This is a genomic window from Streptococcus halotolerans, from assembly GCF_001598035.1.
GTDB classification, from domain to species: Bacteria; Bacillota; Bacilli; order Lactobacillales; family Streptococcaceae; genus Streptococcus; species Streptococcus halotolerans.
The window spans coordinates 2,133,837-2,159,086 of the sequence record NZ_CP014835.1 but is presented as its reverse complement, the minus strand read 5'-3'; the positions used below and the strand labels follow the sequence as shown (position 1 = coordinate 2,159,086).

Sequence of the window (25,250 nt, the reverse complement as noted above, 5' to 3'; positions counted from 1 at the left end):
AGGCTTAAAGCGATAAGTCTGGATTTTTATATTTTTATTTCTAAAGTTTGAAAAAATTTATAATTATAACTTTCTGTTTTTATTGAAATATTTGGATATTGATCAATAATTTTAGCAATATTATATAGGCCAATACCTCTTCCCTCACCTTTTGAGCTTTCTCCATATTCATAGATATGATTTATATCTATGAATTCCTCAGAAATTGTATTTTCTACAATAAATATTTGCTTTTCCTCAACCGATAAATAAGCAACTTTTACTTCGGGTCTTGTAGTATTTACAGCAGCATCTATGGCATTATCACATAGTATAGAAACAATTGTAATAAAATCAATTAATTTTATTCCTTTAGTTTCAACTTCCTCCGGTACTTCTAATGATAAAGAAACATGATTTTCAGTGGATCTAGCAAACTTAGCAGCTAACAAACTCTTTAAAGCTGAATCCTTTACATTGATGAGTCTAGCTACATCATATTTTCGATCTCTGAAATGCTTATTGGAATCCTTCAAAACGGATTGGTAAATCTCCTTGATTAATTTTAAATCATCGTTTTCAATACCTAATTTCAGAGTTGTCAATATATTCGCATAATCATGGCGAAAACTACGAACTTCCTTGTATAGGTCTTCGATATGCTTACTGTAGGATTCCATGTTATGCAATTGTAATTCTTGTTGCAGAACTAGTTTTTCCTGCAAACTCTCTTTCAGGCGTTTATCTAATTTATTAGCAATTCCCATAAAAGTAATAAGTTGAATAATTACAAGTAATTCTCGATAAGAATGTGTAGAAATGCCATATTCATTTTGTATATATACTAGTAGTTGAATAAGCACAAAATAACTAAACATTATTAAATTAGTAAACTGAATAATTCTTTGGTGATTTTTATAAAGATTTTCAGATTGTAATTGAGAAAAATCAAACTCTAACCATTTTAAAAAAAGAATACTTATGCCAGCTGCAATTAAATCAGAAATGCTAAATAACAAAGCACTAGAAGAATCTATAGTAATCCCCATTTTAGGTATTATAAAATATAATATAATTCGATAAAAAATGTTCCATAAGACTACAGGAAATAACCCATAAAAAACTATCATTGTAGTATTTAATCGTCTTAATAAAATGAACGAGAGCAAAACCATAACAATAGGTAATAAAAAGTAGGATAAAAATTGTACATTGAAGTAAAACATCAATAAAGCAATACTGAAATATATTGTTAAATCTATACTGAGAGCTAAAAATAGGTCTTTAGATGTTAATTTTTTTTTACTTACCATTGTAAATAAAAACAAAAAAATAAGAAGTGAAAACATTTGTTCAAATATCTGAATAACGATATCCATTATTTCTCCCATCAATGCAAATCAGCTATGGTCTTCAGTAAAAGATCCATTTTATGACGTGCAACTAAACACGTTGAACCGTCCTTTAAATAAGCAATCCGCTCATGCCTATCCACCTTGATGACATTCATAGGATTAATAACAAAAGATCTATGACATTGTAGCAATCGCCTATCCTGCTTAACAATATCTGATAAACTAGCCGTAAATTCCATGCGATCAACAGCCGTATGAAGGATGACGCGATGTGGACGTGGTGATGTTTCTATATAAAGCAAATCCTTAAAAGGATACTGAATTTGGTTATATTTTGATTGAAAATAAAAGGAATCTTCTATCACCCTTTTATTATCTCTTGTCTGTGCGTATAGGATATTATCTTCAATACGCTTTTCAAAATTGACCGTTTCCAATTCTTTGTCAATATAGTCTAAGGCTTTGATTTGATACCTAAATGACAGGGGCATAAATTCTGAGTGTGTGGTCACAAAAACAATGTTTGCGTAAGGATCTTTATACGTGATTTCCTTAGCTACTTTTAACCCTTTCATATCATCATTTTTAATTTCAATATCTAAAAAGAATAATTGATGGGCTCCCTTTTCTTTTGATGCTGCTAATAAATGGTCGGGCTTACCATACACTTCAACACTTTCAACGTCTAACTTATGTTTAGCAACAATCTCTTTAATAAGTGTTTCCATCCGTGTCTGTTGCGCAAAATCATCCTCTAATACAAAAATATTCATCTCATTTCTCCTTCTTCTAACCATGATTGTAATAGCTGCTGTCGACGCCTTCTCGAAAAAGGAACACGCATCTCATCTGGACTTTCCAAAATCAGTGTTCTTTCACTAAAATCAATTTCCCTAATCTTAGTCATATTAACTAAACAACTTCTATGACAGCTGACAAGATAACCTGAATAGCGTTTTTCTAAGTTATTTAAGTTATCGAAAAAGTCCATTATTCCAATATTTGTAACCATCCTCAGCTGATGAGGTTTAGTCGGATGAGTTGCAATGTAATAAACGTTTGATAAAGGCATTTTTTGATAGTGACGATTCATTCTAAAAACAATAGCAGTCATTTTAATCTCCTCCTAAAGAAGGAATACCATAGAAAGAATCGCATTGAGTCAGTAAATCCTAAACGGTCACTCAAATTTCCTAAATGGAAAAATGATAGCTAAAAAAAGTATAACAAAAAATAAGCGCGTTAGGAAAATAAAATGAGAAAACAATCACAGATTTTCATGGAAATATCAACAAAAAGTGGACGAAATAATCGTTCATCCTATTAACAATAACCTTATTCTTTGAGAGGTAATGCTTGCAAACGTTTCTCATATAAGATCTATCTTGCTTCGGCTTAGCAAAGAAGGGCAAAGTGACCTAACACCTACTTGAGTAAGCCGTAATCTCTCGGAATAATCAGATTTTTTTGATTTTTTCGAAAAATTACTTGATTTTTCTGAATAGTTAAGCTATAGTATTAGCATTATCACAAAAGATTGGAGACACTCGTAATGACAGTTTCAACTACTAAAGCAGTCATTATTATTAAATTCAGGACTTAGCAGACATCGTTTACCGATGATATTGCCAAGTCCTATTCGTCGTACGAGTGGACTTGCTTGTAGGCTTTCCACTCATTGTGGGAAGCTTTTTTGTTAGAAAAATCAGGAGAATGATTATGAAACTATTTTATAAATGCAACCAAGTTTTTAGAGATTACCTTTCTTATGTTGTCCTTGCTGTCGCCGCCATGGCACTGACTCTTCCTAACCTCTTTACATGGGTAACGGCTTATTTAACACCACTCTTGCAGTTTATCATGTTCACTATGGGGCTAACTTTGACTATGAAAGATTTTAGCGAGGTTTTTCGTCGTCCTTCTCGTGTTATCTTCGTTGAAGTCCTCCAATTCTTCTTTATGCCTTTTTCTGGTTTTGTGCTAGCCAAGCTTTTCAATCTTCCCGATCAAGTAGCTCTTGGATTGATTTTACTTGGGTCTGTGCCGGGTGGAACATCGTCAAATATCATGGCTTATCTGGCTAACGGAGATGTTCCCTTATCTATCTCTGCCACAGCAGTTTCTACCTTATTAGCGCCTTTGATGACGCCAGTTATGTTAACCTTTTATGGCGGTTCTTACTTTGAAATGAGCTTTACTGCCATGTTTATGTCCGTGGCTCAAGTCGTCTTATTCCCCGTTGTCGGTGGTATGATCCTCAACGCCTTCTTTGGGAAATACACCCAAAAAGTCAGCGTGGCAATGCCAACCTTTTCATCATTGGCTGTCCTACTAGTTCTGGTTGGAACAGTTGCTGTCAATCGCGATAACCTCTTATCAACAGGTTGGATCATCTTCTTGGTTGTTTTCATCCACAGCCTATCAGGTTACCTTACTGGGATGGGACTAGCCAAACTCTTTAAGTATGACCTTGCTAGCCAACGCACTATGGCTATTGAAGTTGGATTACAAAATACTTCGCTTGCTGCTAGCCTGGGCTTAGCACACTTTTCACCACTGGCTGCTCTTGCTGGTGCTGCTGGTACCATTGTCCATACTTTATGGGGAACCATCTATGCTAACCTTTGTGCAAAAAAAGATGCTAAAAATGCTCAAGTCAGCTCAACACAAACCTACCAGTCTGAACAACTAGCAACTGCAAAATAAAAAAGAACTCTGAATGTTCTTTCAATCAGTTAACAGCAAAGGTTTTTGACAGGTTTTTTCTGTTATTTCGGACAGTAAAGATATCGTACCGGATTCCATGTCTAAGAGATATGTTCAACATTTCAAATTCTTCAAATAGCTGAGGCTGAAAGGTCTCAGCTAGTTTTATCCAGATGAAAGATTCTGATTAAGACCTATGTCTCACCCAAAGCAACCTTGTTCTTGCTAACCATACCGATATCAAAACTACTTTGTTGCCAGTCAAAGGAAACACGGCTTAATTTTTGAAAACGGACTGATCAAATCGTTGCGATTTGAGTGACATCTTCATAGACTTTGTTACTAATAACAAGAGTCTTGTGCAGCCGATAATGACTAAACTAAACTAGTAAGCTTGTGAGCATTAAAAAAAGAAAGGCTTCGTAAAAAATACAAACGACAGGTTAAAAGTTCCTTCAATGACCAAGTAGAGTGAGACAAATCTGGATTGATAAAGCGGTAGCTTTCTATTGTGATTATAATATCAGTAGCTGACAGTCAAGTTCTTTAAAGAACTGAGACCTTTTTGTTTAACGCTTGAATGGTCTATTTATCGGAAATTCTCTTCGCTGTTAACTGTCACGTAAAGACAGATTAGCAATTGATTTAAGCCTTTCCTAACGGTTACTTAAGACTTATTTAAGAAATAACTTATGAATACTTAAAGTCACTTCTTATAATGAAAGTATCAAAAAAAGTAAGGAGAAGCTTATGTTAAACTTTTCAACAAAGGGACCAAAAGAATCATTCACAAAAGGATCACTCCATTATGGCAAAGTGAGTTTAGCTTCCATCATTATCGCTAGTGGAAGTATCGTTGCTTTAGCACAGGGTAATCAGGTTAGGGCTGACGATATGACCAATCAACCGGTGTCTAGTGTCACTACTAGTCCAAGCACTGATGCTACTCCTAAAATGAGCCCAGAAATGTCAAACACAGAAGCTAGTCAACCAGCCAAGATGACCGATATGTCTAACACTTCTGAGACAAGTTCCACGACAGACACATCAAAAATGATGGAAATGATGGACTCCCAGACAGAAGCTAGTTCTGATGCTCCATCAACTGCTGAAATGCCTCAAGCTACTGTCACAAGTCCTGAAACAGTTACAACAGCTGTTGAGCAAGTCATTCATGAAGACATTAGTGTTCCTGAATCCTATGTAAAAAAAGCCAACTTCCCCGGCCCGTTCACAGCTGGTGTCAACCAAGTTATTCCTTTCGAAGCATTCGGCGGTGACGGTATGCTAACACGCTTACTCTTAAAATCATCTGATGGTGCTGCTTGGTCTGATAATGGTAAGGACATGAATCCCGCCTTACTACCACTAGAAAATCTTTCCAAAGGACATTATTTCTATAACTTAGAACTTGAAGGAGCTCTTCAAGGGAAGATGGACGATGATCTTTTAAAAACCTTAAAAGCAATGTCAGGCAAAACCATCACAGGTAAGGTTCTTGTCTACGCAGCCAAAGGTGATATGCCAGACTTATCCAAGATCCTTGCCAGCAAAATGGTTACCCTTCATTTGAATAAAGAACAAATGATGGAAGACAAGCATTCCGATAAAGGCATGACTGGCATGATGGATAAACCAAGCATGGACAAGATGAACATGCCTGAAAAAAACAATATGCCAACTACTCAATCCAAGGCTGACATGTCAGCTAAAATGATGACAGCTAATCAGAAGTCTGACATGATGGACCCAAGTCAAAAAGAAATGGCTAAAGATCACCTTCCTATGACTGGTGAAACGAACCACCAAGTGTTGACCGGCGTTGGACTCGTCACTCTTTTAGTAGCTTTTGGAATGTCTCTTAAAACTTTTCTATCTAAGAAAAAGGCAAGCTAAACACCTTTATTAAGCATCGCAAAAAGACCCTGCTGTCTAAACCGTTGGCAACTCAAAAAACCGCTTGGTCTTATATCAGAATAGTGTTATACTTAGCAAAGTATAACACTATTTTGACTACTTCTTCAACAGTTTTCATTTTAAAGATAAGGATTAAAGATATGACCTATTCTATTCTTTTGGTTGATGATGAACCTGAAATTATCGACATCAATAAACGTTATTTGAATCAGGCTGGTTTTAGCGTTTTTACAGCCAATAATGGTCTGGAAGCACTAGACACTTTCCAAAAACATCCTATTGACCTCATTATTAGTGACATCATGATGCCTCAAATGGATGGCTATGATTTTATTTCAGAAGTATTGAGTATTAAAGAGGAGCAGGCCTTTCTTTTCATCACAGCTAAAACAGCTGAGCCTGATAAGATTTATTCTCTTAGTTTGGGAGCTGATGACTTTATTTGCAAACCATTTAGCCCTAGAGAGTTAGTTCTTAGAGTTACCAATATTTTAAAAAGACTTTATGGCAGACAACAAGAGCAGGAGGAACTGGTTATAGGTGATTTGAGGATTAATCGTCAGACACGTGCTGTCTTGATCAATGGCCATTCTCTTGAATTGACTAATAAGGCTTTCGATATCCTGTGGCTCTTAGCCTATCAAAAAAATCGTGTTTTTTCTAAGTCAGAATTATACGAAAGGGTCTGGGATGAAACGTTTATCGAAGATACTAATACGCTTAACGTTCACATTCATGCTTTACGAAATGATTTAGCCAAACACAGCACCCCACAAACACCAACTATAAAAACAGTTTGGGGGCTGGGTTACAAACTCGAGGTGGCACCATGACACTTAGATATTACTTAATCACTGGGCACCTAATAGCTATCCTGATCACCTTAATTGGGGTTTTCATCGGCCTCAATTATATGGTTATCGAACAAAAGCAAGTTTTCTTTATCATGGCAATAGTTATCACTGCAAGTCTTCTTGGTGCCTTATTTAGCCTATTATTACTCAGCAAAATCACTACATCCTTATCCTTACTGATTGCCAAAATGGATGCTCTCTCGCGGCGAGATTTTCAAACGGATATTTCCATCACCTCACCGCAAGAATTTGCTCACCTTGACTTAGCTTTCAGTCGCATGGCGCAATCTCTTGAAGAAAGTTTTGCTTCTCTCACAGAAAGTGAGCGAGAAAAAGCTTTGATGATTGCTCAGTTATCACATGATATCAAAACGCCCATTACCTCTATCCAATCTGAAGTTGAGGGAATTTTAGACGGCATTATCCCACCAGAAGACACCCCTCGCTACTTAAAAGCTATTCATGGACAAACGGGACGATTGAATCATTTGGTAAAAGAACTGGATTTCCTTACTTCAGAAGTTTATGGCAGCGACAAAGAAAATGAAGTTCTTGAAACCATTTATCTGGATAAGCTTATTATTGATGTTCTGTCTGAATTTCATTTGCAAATTACCGACGAAGAACGAGATATCGCTATTTCTGTCCTGCCAGAATCTGCCTATATTATGAGCCATTATCATAAGCTTTATCGCATTCTACAAAACCTAGTGAGTAATGCTTTCAAGTATTCTCCTGCTAAGACACCCATTTCGATTGATCTTATTAAAGCTAAGGAAAAACTTACCATCACTGTCACTGACAAAGGGATTGGGATTGGCCCGGAACATCAATCTAAGATTTTCAACCGTCTTTACCGTGTGGAAAGTTCTCGAAATATGGCCACAGGCGGACATGGTTTAGGACTTTATATCGCTCAAGAATTAGCGCAGCAACTCGGTGGCTTTATCAGCGTTGATAGCCAAAAAGCTAAGGGGAGTAAATTCTCTCTGTCAATTCCTCTTAAACAAGAGCCTAAAAATCAGACTGACTAAAGAGCCGAGTCCCAACGGTTCTTTTCTTTTAGACAATTAGCTGTTTCATCACCAGCCCATCTCAAAATATAATTGCTTTAAGCTATTCAAAAAAAATGATAATATAATAGCAATACTAAAAAATCGGAGGTGCCTCATGGCTATTTCATATAAAAAAGACGAGAAGCTAGAAAGTCTGTTTGCAAGCTTTGCTAAACTGCCTGACAATGTGGGTTCAGATCCTAAGAAAGGAAAAAAAGACAATGAGCCAAAAGAAAGCGACAACACATTATCCTAAAATTGACCTTCTATTTAATATAATACTTGGAGGATTAAGTGCCTTTTTAGCAGATATCCTACCATGGTCGTTTTCTGTCAAATTCCTGATCATAATAGCATCAACCTTTTGTTTAGGAATCCTTTTCCATTATTTTAAATCTTGGATGAAGTGAGGTTACTCATGTCTTTGTTTAATCAGTTACCTGACAGTGTTCTACAATGGATGGCTATTTTCATGTCCATTATTATTGAAGCGTTGCCTTTTGTCCTTTTAGGTGCTATTTTAACAGGCTTTATCGAAGTTTACGTCACCCCTGATAAAGTGACCAAACATCTTCCCAAAAATCGCTTTTTGCGTATTTTGTTTGGTACTTTTATCGGGATTATTTTCCCCTCTTGCGAGTGTGGTATTGTCCCCATTGTCAATCGTCTCATGGAGAAAAAAGTCCCCAGTTATACAGCTGTTCCCTTTTTAGCGACGGCTCCGGTGATCAATCCCATTGTTATCTTAGCGACTTACTCTGCTTTTGGCAATTCTTGGCAGTTTGTCATCTGGCGTTTAACAGGTGCTATTCTGGTGGCAGTGGCTCTGGGAGTCCTCTTAGCCTACCTAACGGATGAAGATATTCAAATGCCTTCAAAAGAAGCCCCGCATTTTCATGATTACAGTGGGCATAGCCACCTCAAAAAAATCTTTTACTCCTTGTCTCATGCTATCGATGAATTCTTTGATACCGGTCGCTACTTGGTTTTTGGGACTTTGATTGCCTCTGCTATGCAAATATACCTACCAACCCGTATTCTAACCTCTTTGGCTGGAAATTCTTTGACAGCAATCTTGGTCATGATGACTTTAGCCTTTGTCCTTTCCCTTTGTAGTGAAGCGGATGCCTTTATCGGTGCCAGCCTCCTCTCTAGCTTTGGACCGGCACCTGTCATGGCTTTTCTACTCATCGGTCCCATCATTGACATCAAAAACCTAATGATGATGTGGACTAGCTTCAAAAAGGGCTTCATCCTTCAGTTTATCACGGTTTCTGCTGTTATCGTGTCCCTTTATTGTCTCGCCTTAGGAGTTTTTGCATGATTCGATTTTTAATCTTAGTTGGCTATTTTGAGCTCAGCATGTACCTTTACTTGTCGGGCAAATTGGACCAGTATATCAACATTCACTATTCTTATCTGGCTTTCATTGCCATGATTTTGTCTTTCGTCTTAGCTGTGGTTCAACTCATTATCTGGATGAAAAATCTCAAACTCCATTCTCATTTGTCTGGAAAAATGGCAAAGCTGACCAGTCCGATGATCCTAGTATTTCCAGTTTTAGTTGGTTTACTCGTTCCTACTGTAACTCTTGATTCTACAACTGTTTCAGCTAAGGGATATACCTTTCCAACAGCAGTTGGCTCTGTCGGCAAAGGGGAATCTGATGATGGTACTACGGTACAATACCTAAAACCTGACACCAGCCTTTATTTCACCAAAAATGCCTATCAAAAGGAAATGAAACGCGAATTAAAAGCCTATCAAAACCTTGAAACTATTGAGATTACGAGCCAAAACTATATGGAGGTTATGGAGTTGATCTATCTCTATCCAGATGTTTTTGCGGGTAAACAAATTTCTTTCGTTGGCTTTGTCTACAACGAACCTGGCCACCAGGGATATCAATATCTCTTTCGCTTTGGCATTATTCATTGTATCGCCGATTCCGGCGTCTACGGCCTATCGACAACCGGCAACGCTGAGCCCTTTGATAACAATACTTGGGTCAAGGTCTCCGGTACCATTTCAACCGAATACAATAGCCAACTCAAAGAAAACCTGCCTGTCCTCCATATTGAGGAGAGCCAAAAAGTTTCTCAACCAGACAATCCATATGTTTATCGCATCTTTTAATGGTTAATAAAGGAGTCCGATCCAGTATCGGCTCCTCTTTTTATTGAATGTCTAACGGTAGGCGTTTCTTTGGAACAGGAAAGGCTTGATTAAGTAAGTCTAAATGATCTTTATCTAAGGAAATCGATAGACAGTCAACGAGTTCCACCATGTGTTTGACTTGTCCAGTTCTTGGGATAGAAACCATATTTGACTGAGCAAGCGTAAAACAAAGAAGGACTTGATAAACCGTTATGCCCAAGTCTTCAGACACTTGTTGGACAGCCTTATGACTGAGTAATTGCCTTTTTAAATCCCCTGCTTGAGCAAGTGGACAATAAGCAATTGTCGGGATCTTTAGCTCATCTTGGTAAGGCTTCAAGTTAACTTCGATGCCACGTGAGCCAAGATGATAAAGGACTTCATTAGCTTGACAATGTTTTCCAGACTTAGTAGCCATTAGATCCTCCATGTCTTCCACATCAAAATTTGAAACACCCCAGGCTTTAATTTTTCCTTTGTCTACCATGCGTTCTAGTTCGTCAACGGTCTCTTCTAAAGGCGTTCCACCTCTCCAGTGATAAAGATAAAGATCTAAATAATCCGTTTTTAACTCTTTTAAGGAATTATCCAAACTAGCTTCCAAATAAGTTTGATTAGCATGGCTAGGCAAAACCTTGGATATTAAATAGAGATCTCCGCGATTGTAGGGCTGAATAGCTTCTCCGACAAGATTCTCTGAACGCCCATCGCCGTACATTTCAGCTGTGTCGATGATTTTTAAGCCCTTGTCTAAACCGTACCTTAGAGCAGCTAGTTCCTCCTGACGCGATTCGGGCTTGTCTCCCAGATACCATGTTCCCATACCTAATTTACCATAATCTAATAGTGACATTTGCTACCTCCCTTGATCATCATTTTTAGTATTATTTTATCACTTATCTCATCAAATCCCTTCTAGGGCGTCTTTCAATTATTGGAAAAATCTGTCAAAAACTTTCACTTTGTATCTGACCACTCATGGGTTATACTAGAGTGTTGTCTTATTTAGAAAGTCTGTAAAAGGACAGCTCATACTGACAATAGCAATACGTTCATCCCTGAGACTTTTTAGTCTAACTTCTCGATTAAGGTGTTCGTAAATGACTGATTTTTGGAGGATTTTTCCATGTTAGCAATTAAGCACACACAAGCCAAGTCTGACCCCCACCAAGATAGCTTAGAAAGAACCATGACTTTTTTTCCAGCCTTGTCAACCGTCATGGGGACTGTAATTGGTGCAGGTGTCTTCTTCAAAGCAGCCAGTGTTTCAAGTACTACTGGTTCAGCTAGCTTACATCTTTTGGTTTGGGGACTGGCTGGTATCATTTCACTTTGTGCTGGTTTAACAGGTGCTGAACTAGCTGCTGCAATCCCTGAAACAGGCGGAATGGTTCGCTATATCGAGCGAGCTTATGGTAAGTTTCCTGCCTTTCTTCTTGGTTGGGCACAAGTCCTTATCTATTTTCCAGCCAATGTAGCGGCCTTAGCCATTATTTTTGCCACTCAACTTAAAAATCTTTTTGACTTGTCGCCTAGTCTGACGATTCCAATCGCTATCCTTGCTTCCCTATCTTTAACTTTTATCAACTTTCTAGGGGCTAAGACTAGCGGGGCTTTGCAATCAGTAACCCTAATTGCCAAGCTTGTTCCCATTGGAGCGATTATCATCTTCAGTTGGTTAGCTGATAGCAATGTCACTGTTAGCCTCTTTCCAATAGAAACCAACACTTATTCTGGAGGGATTGTTACTGCTCTTGGAAGCGGTCTTCTGGCAACAATGTTTGCTTATGATGGTTGGATTCATGTCGGCAATATCGCTGGTGAACTTAAAAATCCAGCTCGTGATTTGCCAAAGGCTATTGGTTTAGGGATGCTAGGCATTATGATGGTTTATGGGCTGATCAACTTTGCCTACCTCAAAGCCATGCCTATCCATCATTTAGCTGATAATGATGCTGCAGCCATGCAAGTTGCCCAATATTACTTCGGAGCAATTGGTGGCAAACTCATTACCATTGGTATCCTGATTTCAGTTTATGGTACCATTAATGGCTATGTCATGACAGGTATGCGTCTACCTTACACACTTGCCATTGAAAACATGTTGCCATTCTCAAACCAATTGACTAAATTAAACAAACATAAGGTGCCCTATATGGCTGGCTGGTTACAAATCACCATTGCTATTATTATGATTTGTTTGGGCGGCTTTAACGTGCTATCTGATATGCTAATCTTTGTCATCTGGATTTTTTATACACTTGTTTTTGTCGCTGTTATCCGCTTGCGTCAAAAAGAACCTGACCTTTATCGTCCATACAAGGTTCCTTTATATCCCCTTATTCCAATGATTGCCATCATTGGTGGTATCTTTATTCTCGTCCTAACTTTGAAGAACCAATTTCCACTTGCCTTAATGGGCATTCTTCTAACAGCCTTGGGAATCCCTGTTTATCTTTATCAACAAAAAGCTGGTAGAGACAAAAGCAAATCATCTGCGACAAAAATCTGACACCAAACACACAAAAAAAAAAAAAAACGAACAGTATAGGCTTCTGTCTAACAGAAAACTATGGCTCTATAATTTCTGTAGTGGGTAAATTCCCATCGGAGATTATGGAGTCTTTTTGAATATAGCAAAAAAGTCCCATGTGACTTATAATGAAAAGCGACTAAACCACTCACTAGAAAGACTCATATGGAACAACTAGATTATATCAAAGATTCGCTCGACATTAAAGACCCTAACATCACTTTTGAAAAGACATTTGACAAGTTCTTCACTCACAGAGAGTATCATGCCAAGTTAGATTATAATGCCCCGCAATGCCCTGATTGTCAAGATAAAATGGCAAAGTACGATTTCCAAAAGCCATGCAAAATTCCCTATCTGGAAATGGCGGGTTGTAAAGTACTGATTCGTCTCAAAAAGCGTCGCTTCAAATGTCAAGCGTGTGGGAAAATGGCTGTCGCTAAGACCTCTCTAGTCAGAGAAAATCATCAGATTCCCAACATCATTAACCACAAAATCACCGACAAACTCATGAGCCGTGAAGCAATGACAAAAATCGCTGAAGACCTGTCTATCTCTGTGTCAACTGTCTATCGGCAACTCAACCGCTTTGAATGCAAGACCGATTTAACCTGGTTACCTGAGAACATGTCCTGGGATGAATATGCTTTTAAGAAGGGAAAGATGAGCTTTATTGCTCAAGATTTCGATGCTAACAAGATTATCGCTATCCTTGATGGGCGGACGCAAGCTGTCATCAGAAATCATTTCATGCGGTATTCTCACAAGGTGCGCAGTCGTGTCAAAGTCATCACCATGGATATGTTTAGTCCCTATTATGACATCGCTAAGCAACTGTTTCCTAAGGCGAAGATTGTTCTCGATAGGTTCCACATTGTTCAACAGTTATCTCGTGCCATGAACCGTTTCCGTATCCAAATCATGAACCAATTTGAGCATCAATCTTACGAATATAAGGCCTTGAAACGTTACTGGAAACTCATCCAACAAGATAGTCGTAACTTAAACGATAAACGGTTTTATCGTCCAACTTTTCGCATGCACTTGACCAATCAAGAGATTGTGCAACGTCTTTTGAGCTACTCTGATGAGCTACGTCACCACTATGAACTCTTCCAATGCCTTCTCTTTCATTTCCAAGAAAAGCAGGAGAAACACTTCTTTGAACTCATTTCTGATACCATCAAACAGGTCCATCCCATCTTCAAGACCGTCTTGTCAACCTTTCTAAAAGACAAAGAGAAGATTATTAATGCCTTGAAACTACCTTATTCCAATGCCAAACTAGAGGCGACCAACAACCTTATTAAAGTCATTAAGCGAAATGCTTTTGGCTTTAGGAACTTTGAAAACTTCAAAAAACGGATTTATCTTGCTTTGAACACAACAAAAGAGAAGACCAAATTGGTCCTCTCTCGGTGTTAGCTATAAGTCAACCCACTACAGTTGACAAAGAGCCAAAACTATATTGTTCCTTTTTTATAGTCTGATCAACTGATACTCTTCGAAAATCAAAACTAAATGTGGCTGACTTGATGAACTTCGCTTCTGCCTGCATCGACGTCAACTAGTCTGCTTTTGATTGTCATTGAGTATTCATCGATAGCGATGGTATAGAATCTCTAAAATGAACCACCTTTTGCCTCAGAGCTTTTTTCTCAAGACCTAAATCAAGCCTTCCAATAAACTTTGCATGAAATTCTCTGAATTGAATGGTCCGATATCATCAATTTTTTCACCAAAACCTATCAGCTTAACGGGAGTATCCAACTCTTGGCGGATAGCCAGAACAACCCCACCTTTTGCCGTACCATCAATTTTAGTCAAGACCAATCCTGTTAGAGGCGTTATTTTCGAAAATTCCTTCGCCTGACTAAGAGCATTTTGACCAGTGGATGCGTCCAAAGCTAACAGCGTTTCGTGTGGTGCCTCTGGGACGACACGCTTGATAATACGACCGATTTTCTCAAGTTCTTTCATGAGATTATCTTTATTTTGCAAGCGACCTGCCGTATCAATCATAAGCACGTCAACACCTTCTGAGAGAGCACGTTCCATCCCATCAAAAACAACCGAAGCGGGATCTACTTTCTCTGGGCCTGTCACAACTGGGACATCAACACGGCGGCCCCATTCAACCAGCTGAGCAACCGCTCCTGCACGGAAGGTATCAGCGGCAACCAGCATGACTTTTTTGCCTTGCTTTTTGTATTGGTAAGCCAGTTTCCCAATAGTCGTCGTTTTTCCGACACCATTAACCCCGACAAACAGCATGACCGTCAAATCATCTTGGAAATTAATTTTTTCATTATAAATGCCATCTTTGTCATAAATGTCAACCAGCTTCTCAATCACTACCTGGCGTAGATCGTCTGGTTTTTTAGCATTTTCGATACGTGCTTCTTGACGCAAAGCTTCTGTTAACTGTGTGGCAACAGTCACTCCGACATCAGACATAATGAGCATTTCTTCTAGTTCTTCAAAGAATTCTTCATCAACTTTACGGAAGTTCGCAAAGAACTCATTGAGACGCGCAGCAAAGCCTGTCCGCGTTTTCTTCAAACTACGATTGTATTTTTCTTCAGTGGTTTCCTCAATTTCTGGCGTGCTTGCTGGGGCGTTTTCTTTAGACAATTCCTCGATTTGGCGTGTTGGCATGGCCTCAAAACTCAAGGTCTCACCACGCTCAGCAGCCTCAGCAACAGCAGCTTTTTTGGCATAATAATCTGCCATCACTGATTCAAAACGAGGATTATTTGATTGTGATGCTACATCATTAAGAGATGCATTATCTACTTCGCTAGTAGAAACTTCAGATTGCGTTTTATCATCGTCAAGGGATGAGTCACTCTTCAGACTTTGATGAGTTGAGTCTGCCAAATCCTGCTTGTCCGTGTCACTAGTTTGTTCTTGATTAAGGTCAACGTCTATCTCATCTTTCCAGTCAACTGCTGGATCCTCTTGGTGTTTTGGAATAACCACATCAGCCTTAACATCACTATCAGATTCAGTTTCGCTTGTATCTCCAAAAGAAAACTCATCTTTCCAGCTAACTGACTCTGACTCTTCTAAAGCAGATGTTTTTTCAAGATTTTCAGAGCTGTCTTCATTGTCATTAGTAGCCTCGTCAAGCGCCGAATCCACTTGCGTCACAAAATCAGCTTCAGATGGCTGGCTGATTTGAGCATCTTTTTCGGACACAATAACTAGGCTGTCTTGCTCAGAAGATCTATCCACCGCAAGGTCTTCTGAAACAGTCTCTTGTTCTGGTTGATGAGACTCTGTATCCTCATTTTCCTGCTTTTCAAACACTTCTTGATGAAGCTCTTGCTCTTCTTTTTGTTCTTTTTTTCCAAATAAACGGTCAAATAATCCCATCTTTTTCTCCACTTAATACGTATTTTTCAATGGCCTCTGCCACTCCTGAATGATTGTTGTCATTTTCGGTGATGGCTTTGGCTGTTTCTTTCACAATGGGTGCAGCATTATTCATGGCAACGCCCAAGCCAGCCCAGTCAATCATGGTCAAATCATTTTCTTCGTCGCCGACAGTCATGACATTTTCTCGCTTAATACCTAATAGACTACATAATTTGGCTAAACCAGATGCTTTGTGAACACCTTTAGGCATGATTTCAAAAATGATTTCTCGCGATTTGAAAGCTTCAAAATCATTAAAAATCATAGCCGGCATTTCTTTAATGCTATCATCTAGGAAGTCCTTATCCGTCACAACAACTACCTTATTATAGACAATGTCTTCTGGCAAATCGGCTAATTGCTCCAAAGTTTTAAACGTTAACAAAGGATTGGCTTCTGAATAGCGCGATGGACGACCTGGCCCAGACAGACTATAGACGGTTCCCTCACTCAAGATATCAACAGGCAAGCCCATCGCAGACAGTTGCTGATAGATAGTATCTACCTCATGCCGCGACAAAGCCTGCTGCGCCAAAATATGACCGTCATTTCGCTGAATGAGCCCTCCATTAAAAGTCACACTATAATCCATAGGATGGTTAAGGTCTAATTCCTCTAGTAGATTGCCGATAGCTTTCAGAGGGCGACCCGTTGTAATCACAACCTTGACACCTATTTGTGTAGCTTTCTTGATAGCTTCTTTATTAGCTTTTGACACCCTTTTCTCATCATCAAAAAGAGTATTATCCAAGTCTAAAGCAATCAATTTTATCTCTGTCATCTCAAACCAAACCTTCCAAGTAACTCAAAACAGCATCTGTAGCGTTATCTCCAATAACCTCTTCGGCCAAGTCCTTAGCAGCTTTTACGGCATTTTCAGGTACGATAGCTGTCTGTGCAAAGCTTAACATTTCCAAATCATTGTGATTATCCCCAAAAGCGAAAACATCAGCTGCTGATAAGCCTAGTTTACCACAAAGGACTGCCAAGCCTGTTGATTTGTTATAGGCTTTTGGAATAATATCCATCCCATCAAAGCCAGTGACAACAGCTTGGAAATTAGCTAATTGACCATTTAACCGTTTCGAAAAATCATGAATGATCTCCGAATCAAATCGAGCAGTCACTTTTAAAATCTTATCAGAGATATTATCAAGATCAGCACGCTGAACATTGGCATAAAAATATTTTGCCCTTTGAATATAGTCATCTGAAGCATCTAAAGGCGCGTAAGCTGCCTTCTCTCCGGATAACAGATACCCTTGACAATCAGAATCAGCCCGCAATTCAGCCAAAATCAGCTGGTAATCTTCAGGTGGCATTTCAGCTTCAAAAATGACCTGCCCTTCACATTCAACAATACAGCCATTTTCAGCGATAAAGGCCATTTTACCTTCAAAATCCTGGAACAATTGTTTCAAAGTCAAAAGTGACCTACCGCTAGCGGCTACAAAAAGATAACCTGCTTCAGTCAGTTTATCCAGAAGGGCAGCAAATCTTTCCTTATCATAAGAACCGTCTGGCCTTAAAAAAGTCCCATCCATATCGGACGCTACTATTTTTTTAAACACGTCATTCCTCCAGCTTTTCAATACTATCCTACTATTTTTTAGTCATACTCTTTGAAAATCAAAATTAGACAGTGCCGAGTTGATTTAATAAACTACAGTTCTATCTGCATCAGCCTTGCCTGTTCTGATTTTATAGTCTTTTGAATTAACTTTACTACATTGCCATTTTCGACTTGTCTTACTCAAGAACTGTCTGCGTCTTTTTGTTCCTTATCTGAAAGTTAATGCATTTGACTATAATTTTCATTGAGTATCAGCTATATAATCCCTACCATTGTACCAAAAAATCCGCTTACAAGGAAATGTTAGAAGAAAAAGAGCTAGCTAGGGCTAACTCTTATCATCTCTCAAGCGAAATGGTTTAATCCACACCTTGAATTTGCTCTGCTTCTTTCAACTTAACTGACAGAACTTGTGACACACCTGATTCCTGCATAGTCACTCCATAAATGCTATCAGCAGCTGCCATTGTCCCCTTACGATGAGTAACGACAATAAATTGACTAGATTTGTCAAAACGATTGAGGTAATCACCAAAACGCTTAACGTTAGCTTCATCCAATGCAGCCTCGACCTCGTCCAAAATAACAAATGGGATGGTTTTCACACGAATAATAGCAAAAAGTAAAGCCAAAGCCGACAAGGCTTTTTCCCCACCTGACATGAGATTGAGTGACTGAATTTTCTTACCTGGCGGTTGAACCGATATGTCAACGCCTGCAGAGAGCAAGTCTCCATCCGTCAATAACAAGTCAGCTGAACCTCCACCAAACATCTGGGTAAATGTTTCTTTAAAAGATGTTCGAATAGCCTCAAAGGTCCTTTTAAAGCGACTGGTCACCTCTCCATTCATCTCGGCAATTGTCTCTAAAAGCATATCCCTAGCCTTATCCAAGTCAGCTTTCTGACTAGACAGGAAAGTCAACCGTTGCCCAACATCATCGTATTGTTCGATAGCATCCAGATTAACGGGACCCAAAGCTTTGATGGCCTTTTGCAAATCCTTGAGCTTTAGTTTAGCCTGATTGATATCTTCAAGTGAAGCAACCTGTTCTTGTGCTTCTACAAAAGAAAGTTGATAGGAATCAACCAAGTCTTGCGCCAATACTTGTAAGCTTTGTTTCACTTGCTTTTCTTGTGTCTCAAGCTCAGCCTGATCGCGGATAAATGCTTCATTTTGCTGGCTTAATGTCTGCAAGCGTTCTGCGATATCTTCGCCTTGCGCTTCCAAATCTTCCAGTTCAAACCGCAGGCGAATTTGCTCTTGTTCCAACATGGTCTTACGTTGCTTGGCTTCTTCTAGTTGCTTCTGCCACTCTGGGATTTTATCTATCTCTAGGGCATCATTGTGGTGAGACAGACTGTAAGCTAGATTTTCAGCCAAATCTTTGGCTTGTTGTAACTCTTCTTTTTGCTTGTTGACATCACGTGCAAGGTACTGTCTTTCCCCTTGAAGTTCACGCTCTGATAGTCTCAACTCAGATAAGGAATGCTGCAGTTCTTGACGCTTCGCTTCAATGCTATCCTTATCGGTCTTGATAGCTTCAATATCTTGATTAAGTTGAGTCTTCTGAGACCGAATTGCTTTTAACTTAGCCTGCAACTCTTCTTCAAGGTGATAATCACCTGACGCTGTCAATTCTTGCTGATTAGCCATCTTGGCCTGATAGAGTTTATTGAGATCAGCAAGCTGGCTAGCAGCTTGTTGATAAGCAAAGTCTGCTTTTTGTTCGGAAAGTCTAGCTTCCTCGCCATCTTGCTTCAATTCTGCTAATTGTTGACTAGCTTGATCTAAATCGGCTTTTAAGCTAGCCAATTCTTCTTCATCGACTTTGATTTCAGAAGATAGTTGAGTAATGTCAGTCTCCAATTGGTCCAATTCTGGCTTGACAAAGGTTGTGTTCTTCTGGCGATTAGCTCCACCCGCAAATGATCCACCGGGACGCAATTCAGTACCATCAAGGGTAACAATACGCACTTGATACTGCGACTCACGCGCAGCCTTGTTAGCATGATCAATGGTATCAAAAACGGCCGTCATACCCAAAAGATTCCCCATAATAGTGTTCAAACGACTGTCATAGCTCACCAACTCTTTAGCCAGACCAAGAAAGCCGGCTTGCTGTCGCAATTTATCCTGAAAGACAGGCTTCAAAGAACGCTCTTTAATAGTTGTCAAGGGAAGGAAGGTCGCACGACCATGACGTCCTTCTTTCAAAAACTGAATGCCCTTTTTGGCCGCTCTTTCATCTTCAACGATAATATTTTGGGCTGCTCCCCCCAAAACAATTTCCATCGCTGTTTGGTGCTCTGACTTGAAACTCAGATGCTCACTGACAGCACCAACAATACCACCAATATGCTCACTATTTTGCAAGACAGCCTTGACCCCAGCAAAAAACTGACTATGATTTTTTTGGATATCTTCTAGACTGTTACGGCGAACTGTCTTTCCTTTTAAACGATCATACTTATCAAAAAGAGCCTGCTGATGGTTTCGATAATCTTTTTCAAACTTTTTGACAGCCTGAAATTGATTCTGATAGTCGTTTAATAAAGCTTTTACAGCTTCTTTGGCTGCTTCAAAGTTACCTAAGGTTTCTTGAGCTTTATCAGTCATTGCTAAACGACGGTTCTCTAAGTCTCGTAAGTCAGCTTGGTTTTGTTCGGACTGTTGCTTCTCCTGTAAAAGTTGATTTTCCAAAGCAGTCAACTGGTTGGAGACATCAGCTTCTTGACTCATGAGGTCGACAAACTGCTCACGCAAGCTTTCGATAATCTGATCAGGCGACTGGGCAAAATCCTTCAACTCAGCTTCTTGCTGCTTAATAGCCCTAGCTTTCTCCTGACTGTCACTAATAACCGCATCCCGTTTTTTTTCAAGCTCTTTGATTGATGCTTCTAGGTGGTTAATCAATGTTTCTTGCTCACTAAGACGAGCTTTCAAATCGCTTTCTTTTTCCAGTGATTGTGACTGTTGGAGTTGGTTTACTTGGATTTGCTTTTCCAAGTCTGCCATCAAACGCGTCAAAGCAACCAAGTCATCCTGATGCCGCTGAGAATCTTGGGAGAGTTGATGACGTTTGGTCTTGAGACTTTGATTAGTCGCTTCCATCTTTTGACGTTCTTGATGGTAAGCTTCGAGCTTACTTCTAGCCACATTTAACCGATCAGCTAAGGCTTGCAACTCTTCCTTGCCTGAGCGAATGTCATGAACGAGAACCTGCAAGTGCAAGGCTTTTCTCTCACCGTCTAAAGTTAGAAACTGTCTAGCAGTCTGCGCTTGTTTTTCCAAAGGACGAATCTGCTGCTCCAATTCATAGATAATATCTTCCAAACGGTCTAAATTATCCTGAGTTTGAGCTAATTTAGTTTCAGTTTCTTTTTTGCGCGTTTTGTATTTTAAAACCCCAGCTGCTTCTTCAAAAATAGCACGACGGTCTTCAGCCTTGCTATTAAAAATCGCTTCAACACGACCTTGGGAGATAATGGAGAAAGAATCACGACCCAAACCAGTATCCATAAAAAGATCGTGAATATCACGTAGACGAACTTTTTTGCCTTCGATCAAATAATCACTATCCCCATTGCGGTAAATATGACGTTCAACAGACAGTTCTTTCGGTGCATCCTTAATAAAACCATCGCTATTATCAAGAGTGACACGAACCTGTGCATAATTAAGAGGGCGGCGCGTCTCAGTTCCAGCAAAAATCACATCAGGCATCTTACCGCCACGCAAACTCTTAGCAGAGGATTCTCCCAGCGCCCAGCGCAAACTTTCTGTAATGTTTGATTTCCCCGATCCGTTAGGCCCTACGACAGCCGTCACTCCCTGGTCAAAACTGATACTGGTCTTATCCGCAAAGGATTTAAACCCTTGAATTTCAATTTCTTTTAAATACATCTTAGTCCTCACCTAATTGGTGGAGTGCTTTTCTAGCAGCTTTCTGCTCTGCTATCTTTTTAGAACGGCCCTTACCGTTACTCAATTCCTTACCGTCTGCAGTGACACGAACTTCGAACCACTTGGCATGAGCAGGGCCTTCTTCACCGATAACCTCATAACGGATTTTAATATCACCATCAACTTGAAGTTTCTCCTGAAGAGCTGTTTTATAATCTTTAACTTGCTCGTACTGACCTTTTTCTACCTTAGGAATCATCACCAAATAAAGGAAAGTCTTAACTGTCTCAACCCCTTTATCTAGGAGCAAAGCGCCTAAAAAAGCTTCAAAAAGATCTCCAAGAATGGTGTCTCGATGCCGACCACCAGACTTTTCTTCTCCTCTGCCTAACTTGATAAAGGCATCAAATCCACAATCTTTAGAAAATCCTGCCAAACTCTCCTCGCGGACAATCATCGAGCGTTGTTTTGATAAATCCCCTTCTGGCTTATTAGGGTACTTTCGATACAAATAATCGGAAATGATCAATTGTAGAACGGCGTCTCCTAAAAACTCCAAACGCTCATTGTGTGAAATGTTTAGGAGGCGATGCTCATTAGCATAGGATGTGTGGGTGAAAGCAGTATCTAGCAAGCTACTGTCTGCGAACTCAATTTGAAAATCTGCTTTTAATTTTGCTGCTAACTCTTCCAATTGTTCCATAAAATTCCCCTTTTTCTATTTCAAAATAAGTTTCACTCAAACCATTTTCCAAAATGACTGTCACTTATCTTCGTAATCTTTTCTATTATACCAAAAAAATAGCCCAGCTCTTATGGCTAGACTGTAAATTCCATATTAAATATCTGTTAATGGCGTTGCTGTATCGGGCGATGTATCCAATACTTTAAAATCATGATTAACCCCTAAGTCAGCTGCCATGAGATTAGATTCCATGGTCATATGAGCTAATTCTTTGATATTATTTTCCTTACTCAAGTGTCCCAAATAGATCTTCTTGGTACGATTGCCAAGAGTATCAATCATCGCTTGAGCTCCTGCTTCATTGGATAAATGTCCAAAATCAGAAAGAATCCGTTGCTTGGTTTTCCATGGATAGGAACCAGCTCTAAGGATGTCAATGTCGTGATTGGATTCGATGAGGTAGCCATCCGCATTAGCTACAATCCCAGCCATGCGATCGCTAACATAACCCGTGTCAGTTAACATGACAAAACTTTTATCATCTTTCATCAAACGATAAAACTGAGGGTCAACCGCATCATGGCTAACACCGAATGATTCGATATCAATATCTCCAAAAGTCATCATTTTTTCCCGAGAAAAAACATGCTTTTGACTGTTATCAACCTTACCAATCATGTTACGTGCATCTATCACTTCCCAAGTTTTTTCATTAGCATACACATCAAGATGGTATTTACGAGCCAAAACGCCAACACCTTTGATGTGGTCGGAATGCTCGTGTGTGATCAATATGGCATCTAAATCTTCAGGTCGTCGATCAATTTCAGCTAAAAGACTGGTAATCTTCTTACCAGTCAGTCCCGCATCAATCAACAGACGTTTTTTTGGTGTCTCCAAATAAAAAGCATTACCTGTCGACCCTGAAGCTAAAATACTGTACTTAAAACCTTTATCAGTCACCTTAGTCTTCAGTCACCTCCCATTCTTCATCTACTTCTAAAATATTCTTTTCATACGGTAATACTATGGTAAGGGTTGAGCCCTTGCCGTAGTCACTTTTGGCCCAAATAAAGCCATTATGTTGTTTAATAATCTCTTTGGCAATAGCAAGTCCAAGACCAGTGCCACCTTGTGCACGGCTCCGAGCCTTGTCGACTCGATAAAATCGATCAAAAATAAGTGGCAAATCTTTCTTTGGAATTCCCAAACCTTGATCGGAAATCGAAATAATTAACTGAGTTTCAGTTGTTCGCATGCTAACTGTAATCTCACCACCGTCAGGTGAATACTTAATCGCATTATTGATAATATTATCAATAACCTGTGTCATTTTGTCATTATCAATCTCAATCCAAACAGGCACCAAGGGATAATTTCGAATAATGTCATAGGATTTGCCAGCTTGCGTTTCCTGAAGTTTGATCTGATCGAAACGATTAAGGATGTAAGTTATAAAGGCTGTAAAGTTAGTCAATTCAACCTCTAAATGCGAGTTATTATTATCAATTCGTGATAAGGAAAGCAAATCAGAAATCATTCGCATCATCCGGTTAGTCTCATCCAGAGACACACGTATAAAGCCAGGAGCAACCGATTCCTTTAGGGCACCTTCATCAAGGGCTTCTAAGTAGGATTTTACTGATGTTAAAGGAGTTCGTAGTTCATGGCTAACATTCGAAACAAAGAGGCGACGTTCGCGTTCTTCTTTTTCCTGTTCAGTCGTATCATGAAGAACGGCAACCAATCCTGAAATAAAACCACTTTCTCGCTTAATCAAAGCAAAATTAATTCTTAAAACAGTAAACTCACCAAACTCATCGACTCGATTGAGAGTGACCTCAGGTGTTTTCGTGATCAAATCATGATAAGTATAAGAAGTCTCTTCCAACAAGGTCATAATATTGACGGAAATATCCTCTTCTTCTGACAAGTTTAACTGCTGTCTCGCCATGTCATTAATCATGATGATATTACCACGCCGATCCGTTGCCAAAACACCATCACTCATATAAGACAAGATACTAGAAAGCCGGTTTTTTTCTTGCCCTAAATTCTCATGAGTCAATCGAAACACTTCCGACAAATCATTGAGGTGTTCTGCCAAAGTCCTAACTTCTGCTGAACCACGTGTTACTTGATTAACAACGTACTCACCTGAAATCAATGACTGAACCTGCTCGGTCAATTGCTGCACTCGCCGGCTATTAAGCGAGTCATTGATGATTAAAAAAACATAAATCAGGACTAAGATAGACATTAGTCCTGCAATAATTAAATCTCTAAATGTAAAAATAAATTGATCAGTCATGAGCTTTCATAAAATAACCCACTCCACGGCGAGTTAAGATATATTCTGGTCGACTTGGTGTTGTTTCGATTTTTTCACGCAAACGACGAATGGTTACATCAACTGTGCGAACATCACCAAAATAGTCATAACCCCAAACTGTTTCCAATAAGTGTTCACGCGTCATCACCTGACCAATATGTTGCGCCAAATGGTAGAGCAATTCGAACTCGCGATGTGTTAATTCAACTTCTTCACCATTCTTTTTAGCAATAAACGCTTCTGGTAAAATCTGAAGGTTACCAATTTCAATTTCTGTTGGTGAGGATTGAAGCGACTCTTCGGCCACTGTCTCAATGGTTTCAACACGGCGTAATTGCGCTTTAACACGTGCCAGTAACTCACGATTAGAAAAAGGTTTTGTGACATAATCGTCAGCACCAATTTCTAAACCAATCACTTTATCAAATTCAGAATCCTTAGCTGACAACATAATAATAGGCGTATGGCTTGTTTTACGAATTTCTTTAGCTACTTCAAGACCATCGATACCTGGAAGCATCAAGTCTAGGATAACCAAGTCGGGCTTAACAGCTTCGAATTTTTGAACTGCTTCATTACCATCGAAAGCTGTCTCAATGTTATATCCTTCCTTGCTAAGATTAAATTTTATAATATCTGAGATGGGTCTCTCATCATCCACGACAAGAATTGTTTTCATATTAATACCTACCTTTTTTCTGATTATATCAAATTATCCTCCAAATGGAAAACGTTGACTATAAAAAGACCTTATATCATCGACTTTTATCCCCTTTATA

Annotated in this window: 21 protein-coding genes; 9 read left to right on the top strand and 12 right to left on the bottom strand. The window is 39.2% G+C overall.

Annotated elements, in window-relative coordinates:
- Positions 1 to 26 precede the first annotated feature (26 nt).
- From A2G56_RS09865 to A2G56_RS09855, 3 genes are read right to left on the bottom strand one after another with little or no spacing between them, the layout of a single operon-like run.
- Positions 27 to 1,358 carry a sensor histidine kinase gene (locus tag A2G56_RS09865; protein ID WP_237334414.1) on the bottom strand — a complete coding sequence of 444 codons (1,332 nt, stop codon included), beginning with the start codon at positions 1,356 to 1,358 and terminating at the stop codon, positions 27 to 29.
- A gap of 11 nt (positions 1,359 to 1,369) precedes the next feature.
- Positions 1,370 to 2,107, bottom strand: coding sequence for a response regulator transcription factor (locus A2G56_RS09860; RefSeq protein WP_062712190.1), 738 nt, complete (start codon positions 2,105 to 2,107; stop codon positions 1,370 to 1,372).
- Complete coding sequence (locus A2G56_RS09855) at positions 2,104 to 2,448, bottom strand: LytTR family DNA-binding domain-containing protein (protein ID WP_062712187.1); 345 nt, start codon at positions 2,446 to 2,448, stop codon at positions 2,104 to 2,106. The genes A2G56_RS09860 and A2G56_RS09855 overlap by 4 nt, the downstream gene beginning before the upstream one ends.
- Positions 2,449 to 3,053: 605 nt before the next feature.
- Here A2G56_RS09855 and A2G56_RS09850 point away from each other — a divergent pair.
- From A2G56_RS09850 to A2G56_RS09820, 7 genes are all read left to right on the top strand, one after another.
- The gene (locus A2G56_RS09850; RefSeq protein ID WP_062712183.1) at positions 3,054 to 4,040 is read left to right on the top strand and encodes a bile acid:sodium symporter family protein; all 987 of its coding nucleotides are present in this window, start codon (positions 3,054 to 3,056) and stop codon (positions 4,038 to 4,040) included.
- Between the two features lie 750 nt (positions 4,041 to 4,790).
- Complete coding sequence (locus A2G56_RS09845; RefSeq protein WP_062712180.1) at positions 4,791 to 5,936, top strand: SSURE domain-containing protein; 1,146 nt, start codon at positions 4,791 to 4,793, stop codon at positions 5,934 to 5,936.
- A gap of 161 nt (positions 5,937 to 6,097) precedes the next feature.
- Positions 6,098 to 6,790 carry a response regulator transcription factor gene (locus A2G56_RS09840; RefSeq protein ID WP_062712178.1) on the top strand — a complete coding sequence of 231 codons (693 nt, stop codon included), beginning with the start codon at positions 6,098 to 6,100 and terminating at the stop codon, positions 6,788 to 6,790.
- Positions 6,787 to 7,845 carry a sensor histidine kinase gene (locus A2G56_RS09835; RefSeq protein ID WP_062712175.1) on the top strand — a complete coding sequence of 353 codons (1,059 nt, stop codon included), beginning with the start codon at positions 6,787 to 6,789 and terminating at the stop codon, positions 7,843 to 7,845. The genes A2G56_RS09840 and A2G56_RS09835 overlap by 4 nt, the downstream gene beginning before the upstream one ends.
- Positions 7,846 to 7,981: 136 nt before the next feature.
- Positions 7,982 to 8,122, top strand: a complete 141-nt coding sequence (locus tag A2G56_RS09830; protein WP_062712172.1) for an SPJ_0845 family protein — start codon at positions 7,982 to 7,984, stop codon at positions 8,120 to 8,122.
- A gap of 162 nt (positions 8,123 to 8,284) precedes the next feature.
- Positions 8,285 to 9,190: a permease gene (locus tag A2G56_RS09825; protein WP_062712170.1), complete on the top strand. Its 906-nt coding sequence runs from the start codon at positions 8,285 to 8,287 to the stop codon at positions 9,188 to 9,190.
- Positions 9,187 to 10,002, top strand: coding sequence for a TIGR03943 family putative permease subunit (locus A2G56_RS09820; RefSeq protein WP_062712167.1), 816 nt, complete (start codon positions 9,187 to 9,189; stop codon positions 10,000 to 10,002). Before A2G56_RS09825 ends, A2G56_RS09820 begins: the two co-directional genes overlap by 4 nt.
- A 40-nt stretch (positions 10,003 to 10,042) precedes the next feature.
- On the opposite strand, the gene A2G56_RS09815 is transcribed toward A2G56_RS09820, so the two are convergent.
- Positions 10,043 to 10,876, bottom strand: coding sequence for an aldo/keto reductase (locus A2G56_RS09815; protein ID WP_062712160.1), 834 nt, complete (start codon positions 10,874 to 10,876; stop codon positions 10,043 to 10,045).
- 273 nt (positions 10,877 to 11,149) lie between these two features.
- Here A2G56_RS09815 and A2G56_RS09810 point away from each other — a divergent pair, with 273 nt between their 5' ends.
- Complete coding sequence (locus tag A2G56_RS09810; protein ID WP_062712157.1) at positions 11,150 to 12,535, top strand: APC family permease; 1,386 nt, start codon at positions 11,150 to 11,152, stop codon at positions 12,533 to 12,535.
- A 186-nt stretch (positions 12,536 to 12,721) separates the two neighbouring features.
- Positions 12,722 to 13,981 carry an ISL3 family transposase gene (locus A2G56_RS09805; RefSeq protein WP_062712153.1) on the top strand — a complete coding sequence of 420 codons (1,260 nt, stop codon included), beginning with the start codon at positions 12,722 to 12,724 and terminating at the stop codon, positions 13,979 to 13,981.
- A 240-nt stretch (positions 13,982 to 14,221) separates the two neighbouring features.
- Here A2G56_RS09805 and ftsY read toward each other — a convergent pair whose 3' ends face one another.
- The 8 genes from ftsY to yycF form a co-directional block, all read right to left on the bottom strand.
- Positions 14,222 to 15,793 (bottom strand): signal recognition particle-docking protein FtsY, encoded by a 1,572-nt coding sequence (gene ftsY / locus A2G56_RS09800; RefSeq protein ID WP_418080417.1) that lies wholly within the window; start codon positions 15,791 to 15,793, stop codon positions 14,222 to 14,224.
- Positions 15,794 to 15,920: 127 nt separating this feature from the next.
- Positions 15,921 to 16,757 carry a Cof-type HAD-IIB family hydrolase gene (locus A2G56_RS09795; RefSeq protein WP_062712150.1) on the bottom strand — a complete coding sequence of 279 codons (837 nt, stop codon included), beginning with the start codon at positions 16,755 to 16,757 and terminating at the stop codon, positions 15,921 to 15,923.
- A 1-nt stretch (position 16,758) separates the two neighbouring features.
- Positions 16,759 to 17,547, bottom strand: a complete 789-nt coding sequence (locus A2G56_RS09790; protein ID WP_237334413.1) for a Cof-type HAD-IIB family hydrolase — start codon at positions 17,545 to 17,547, stop codon at positions 16,759 to 16,761.
- Positions 17,548 to 17,908: 361 nt separating this feature from the next.
- Positions 17,909 to 21,454 (bottom strand): chromosome segregation protein SMC, encoded by a 3,546-nt coding sequence (smc, locus tag A2G56_RS09785; protein ID WP_062712144.1) that lies wholly within the window; start codon positions 21,452 to 21,454, stop codon positions 17,909 to 17,911.
- A 1-nt stretch (position 21,455) separates the two neighbouring features.
- Positions 21,456 to 22,157, bottom strand: coding sequence for a ribonuclease III (gene rnc, locus A2G56_RS09780; RefSeq protein ID WP_099091487.1), 702 nt, complete (start codon positions 22,155 to 22,157; stop codon positions 21,456 to 21,458).
- Positions 22,158 to 22,292: 135 nt separating this feature from the next.
- Complete coding sequence (locus A2G56_RS09775; protein WP_062712141.1) at positions 22,293 to 23,102, bottom strand: MBL fold metallo-hydrolase; 810 nt, start codon at positions 23,100 to 23,102, stop codon at positions 22,293 to 22,295.
- Position 23,103: 1 nt separating this feature from the next.
- Positions 23,104 to 24,450, bottom strand: a complete 1,347-nt coding sequence (vicK, locus tag A2G56_RS09770) for a cell wall metabolism sensor histidine kinase VicK (protein WP_062712138.1) — start codon at positions 24,448 to 24,450, stop codon at positions 23,104 to 23,106.
- The gene (yycF, locus tag A2G56_RS09765; RefSeq protein WP_062712133.1) at positions 24,443 to 25,150 is read right to left on the bottom strand and encodes a response regulator YycF; all 708 of its coding nucleotides are present in this window, start codon (positions 25,148 to 25,150) and stop codon (positions 24,443 to 24,445) included. Before yycF ends, vicK begins: the two co-directional genes overlap by 8 nt.
- Between the last annotated feature and the right edge of the window lie 100 nt (positions 25,151 to 25,250).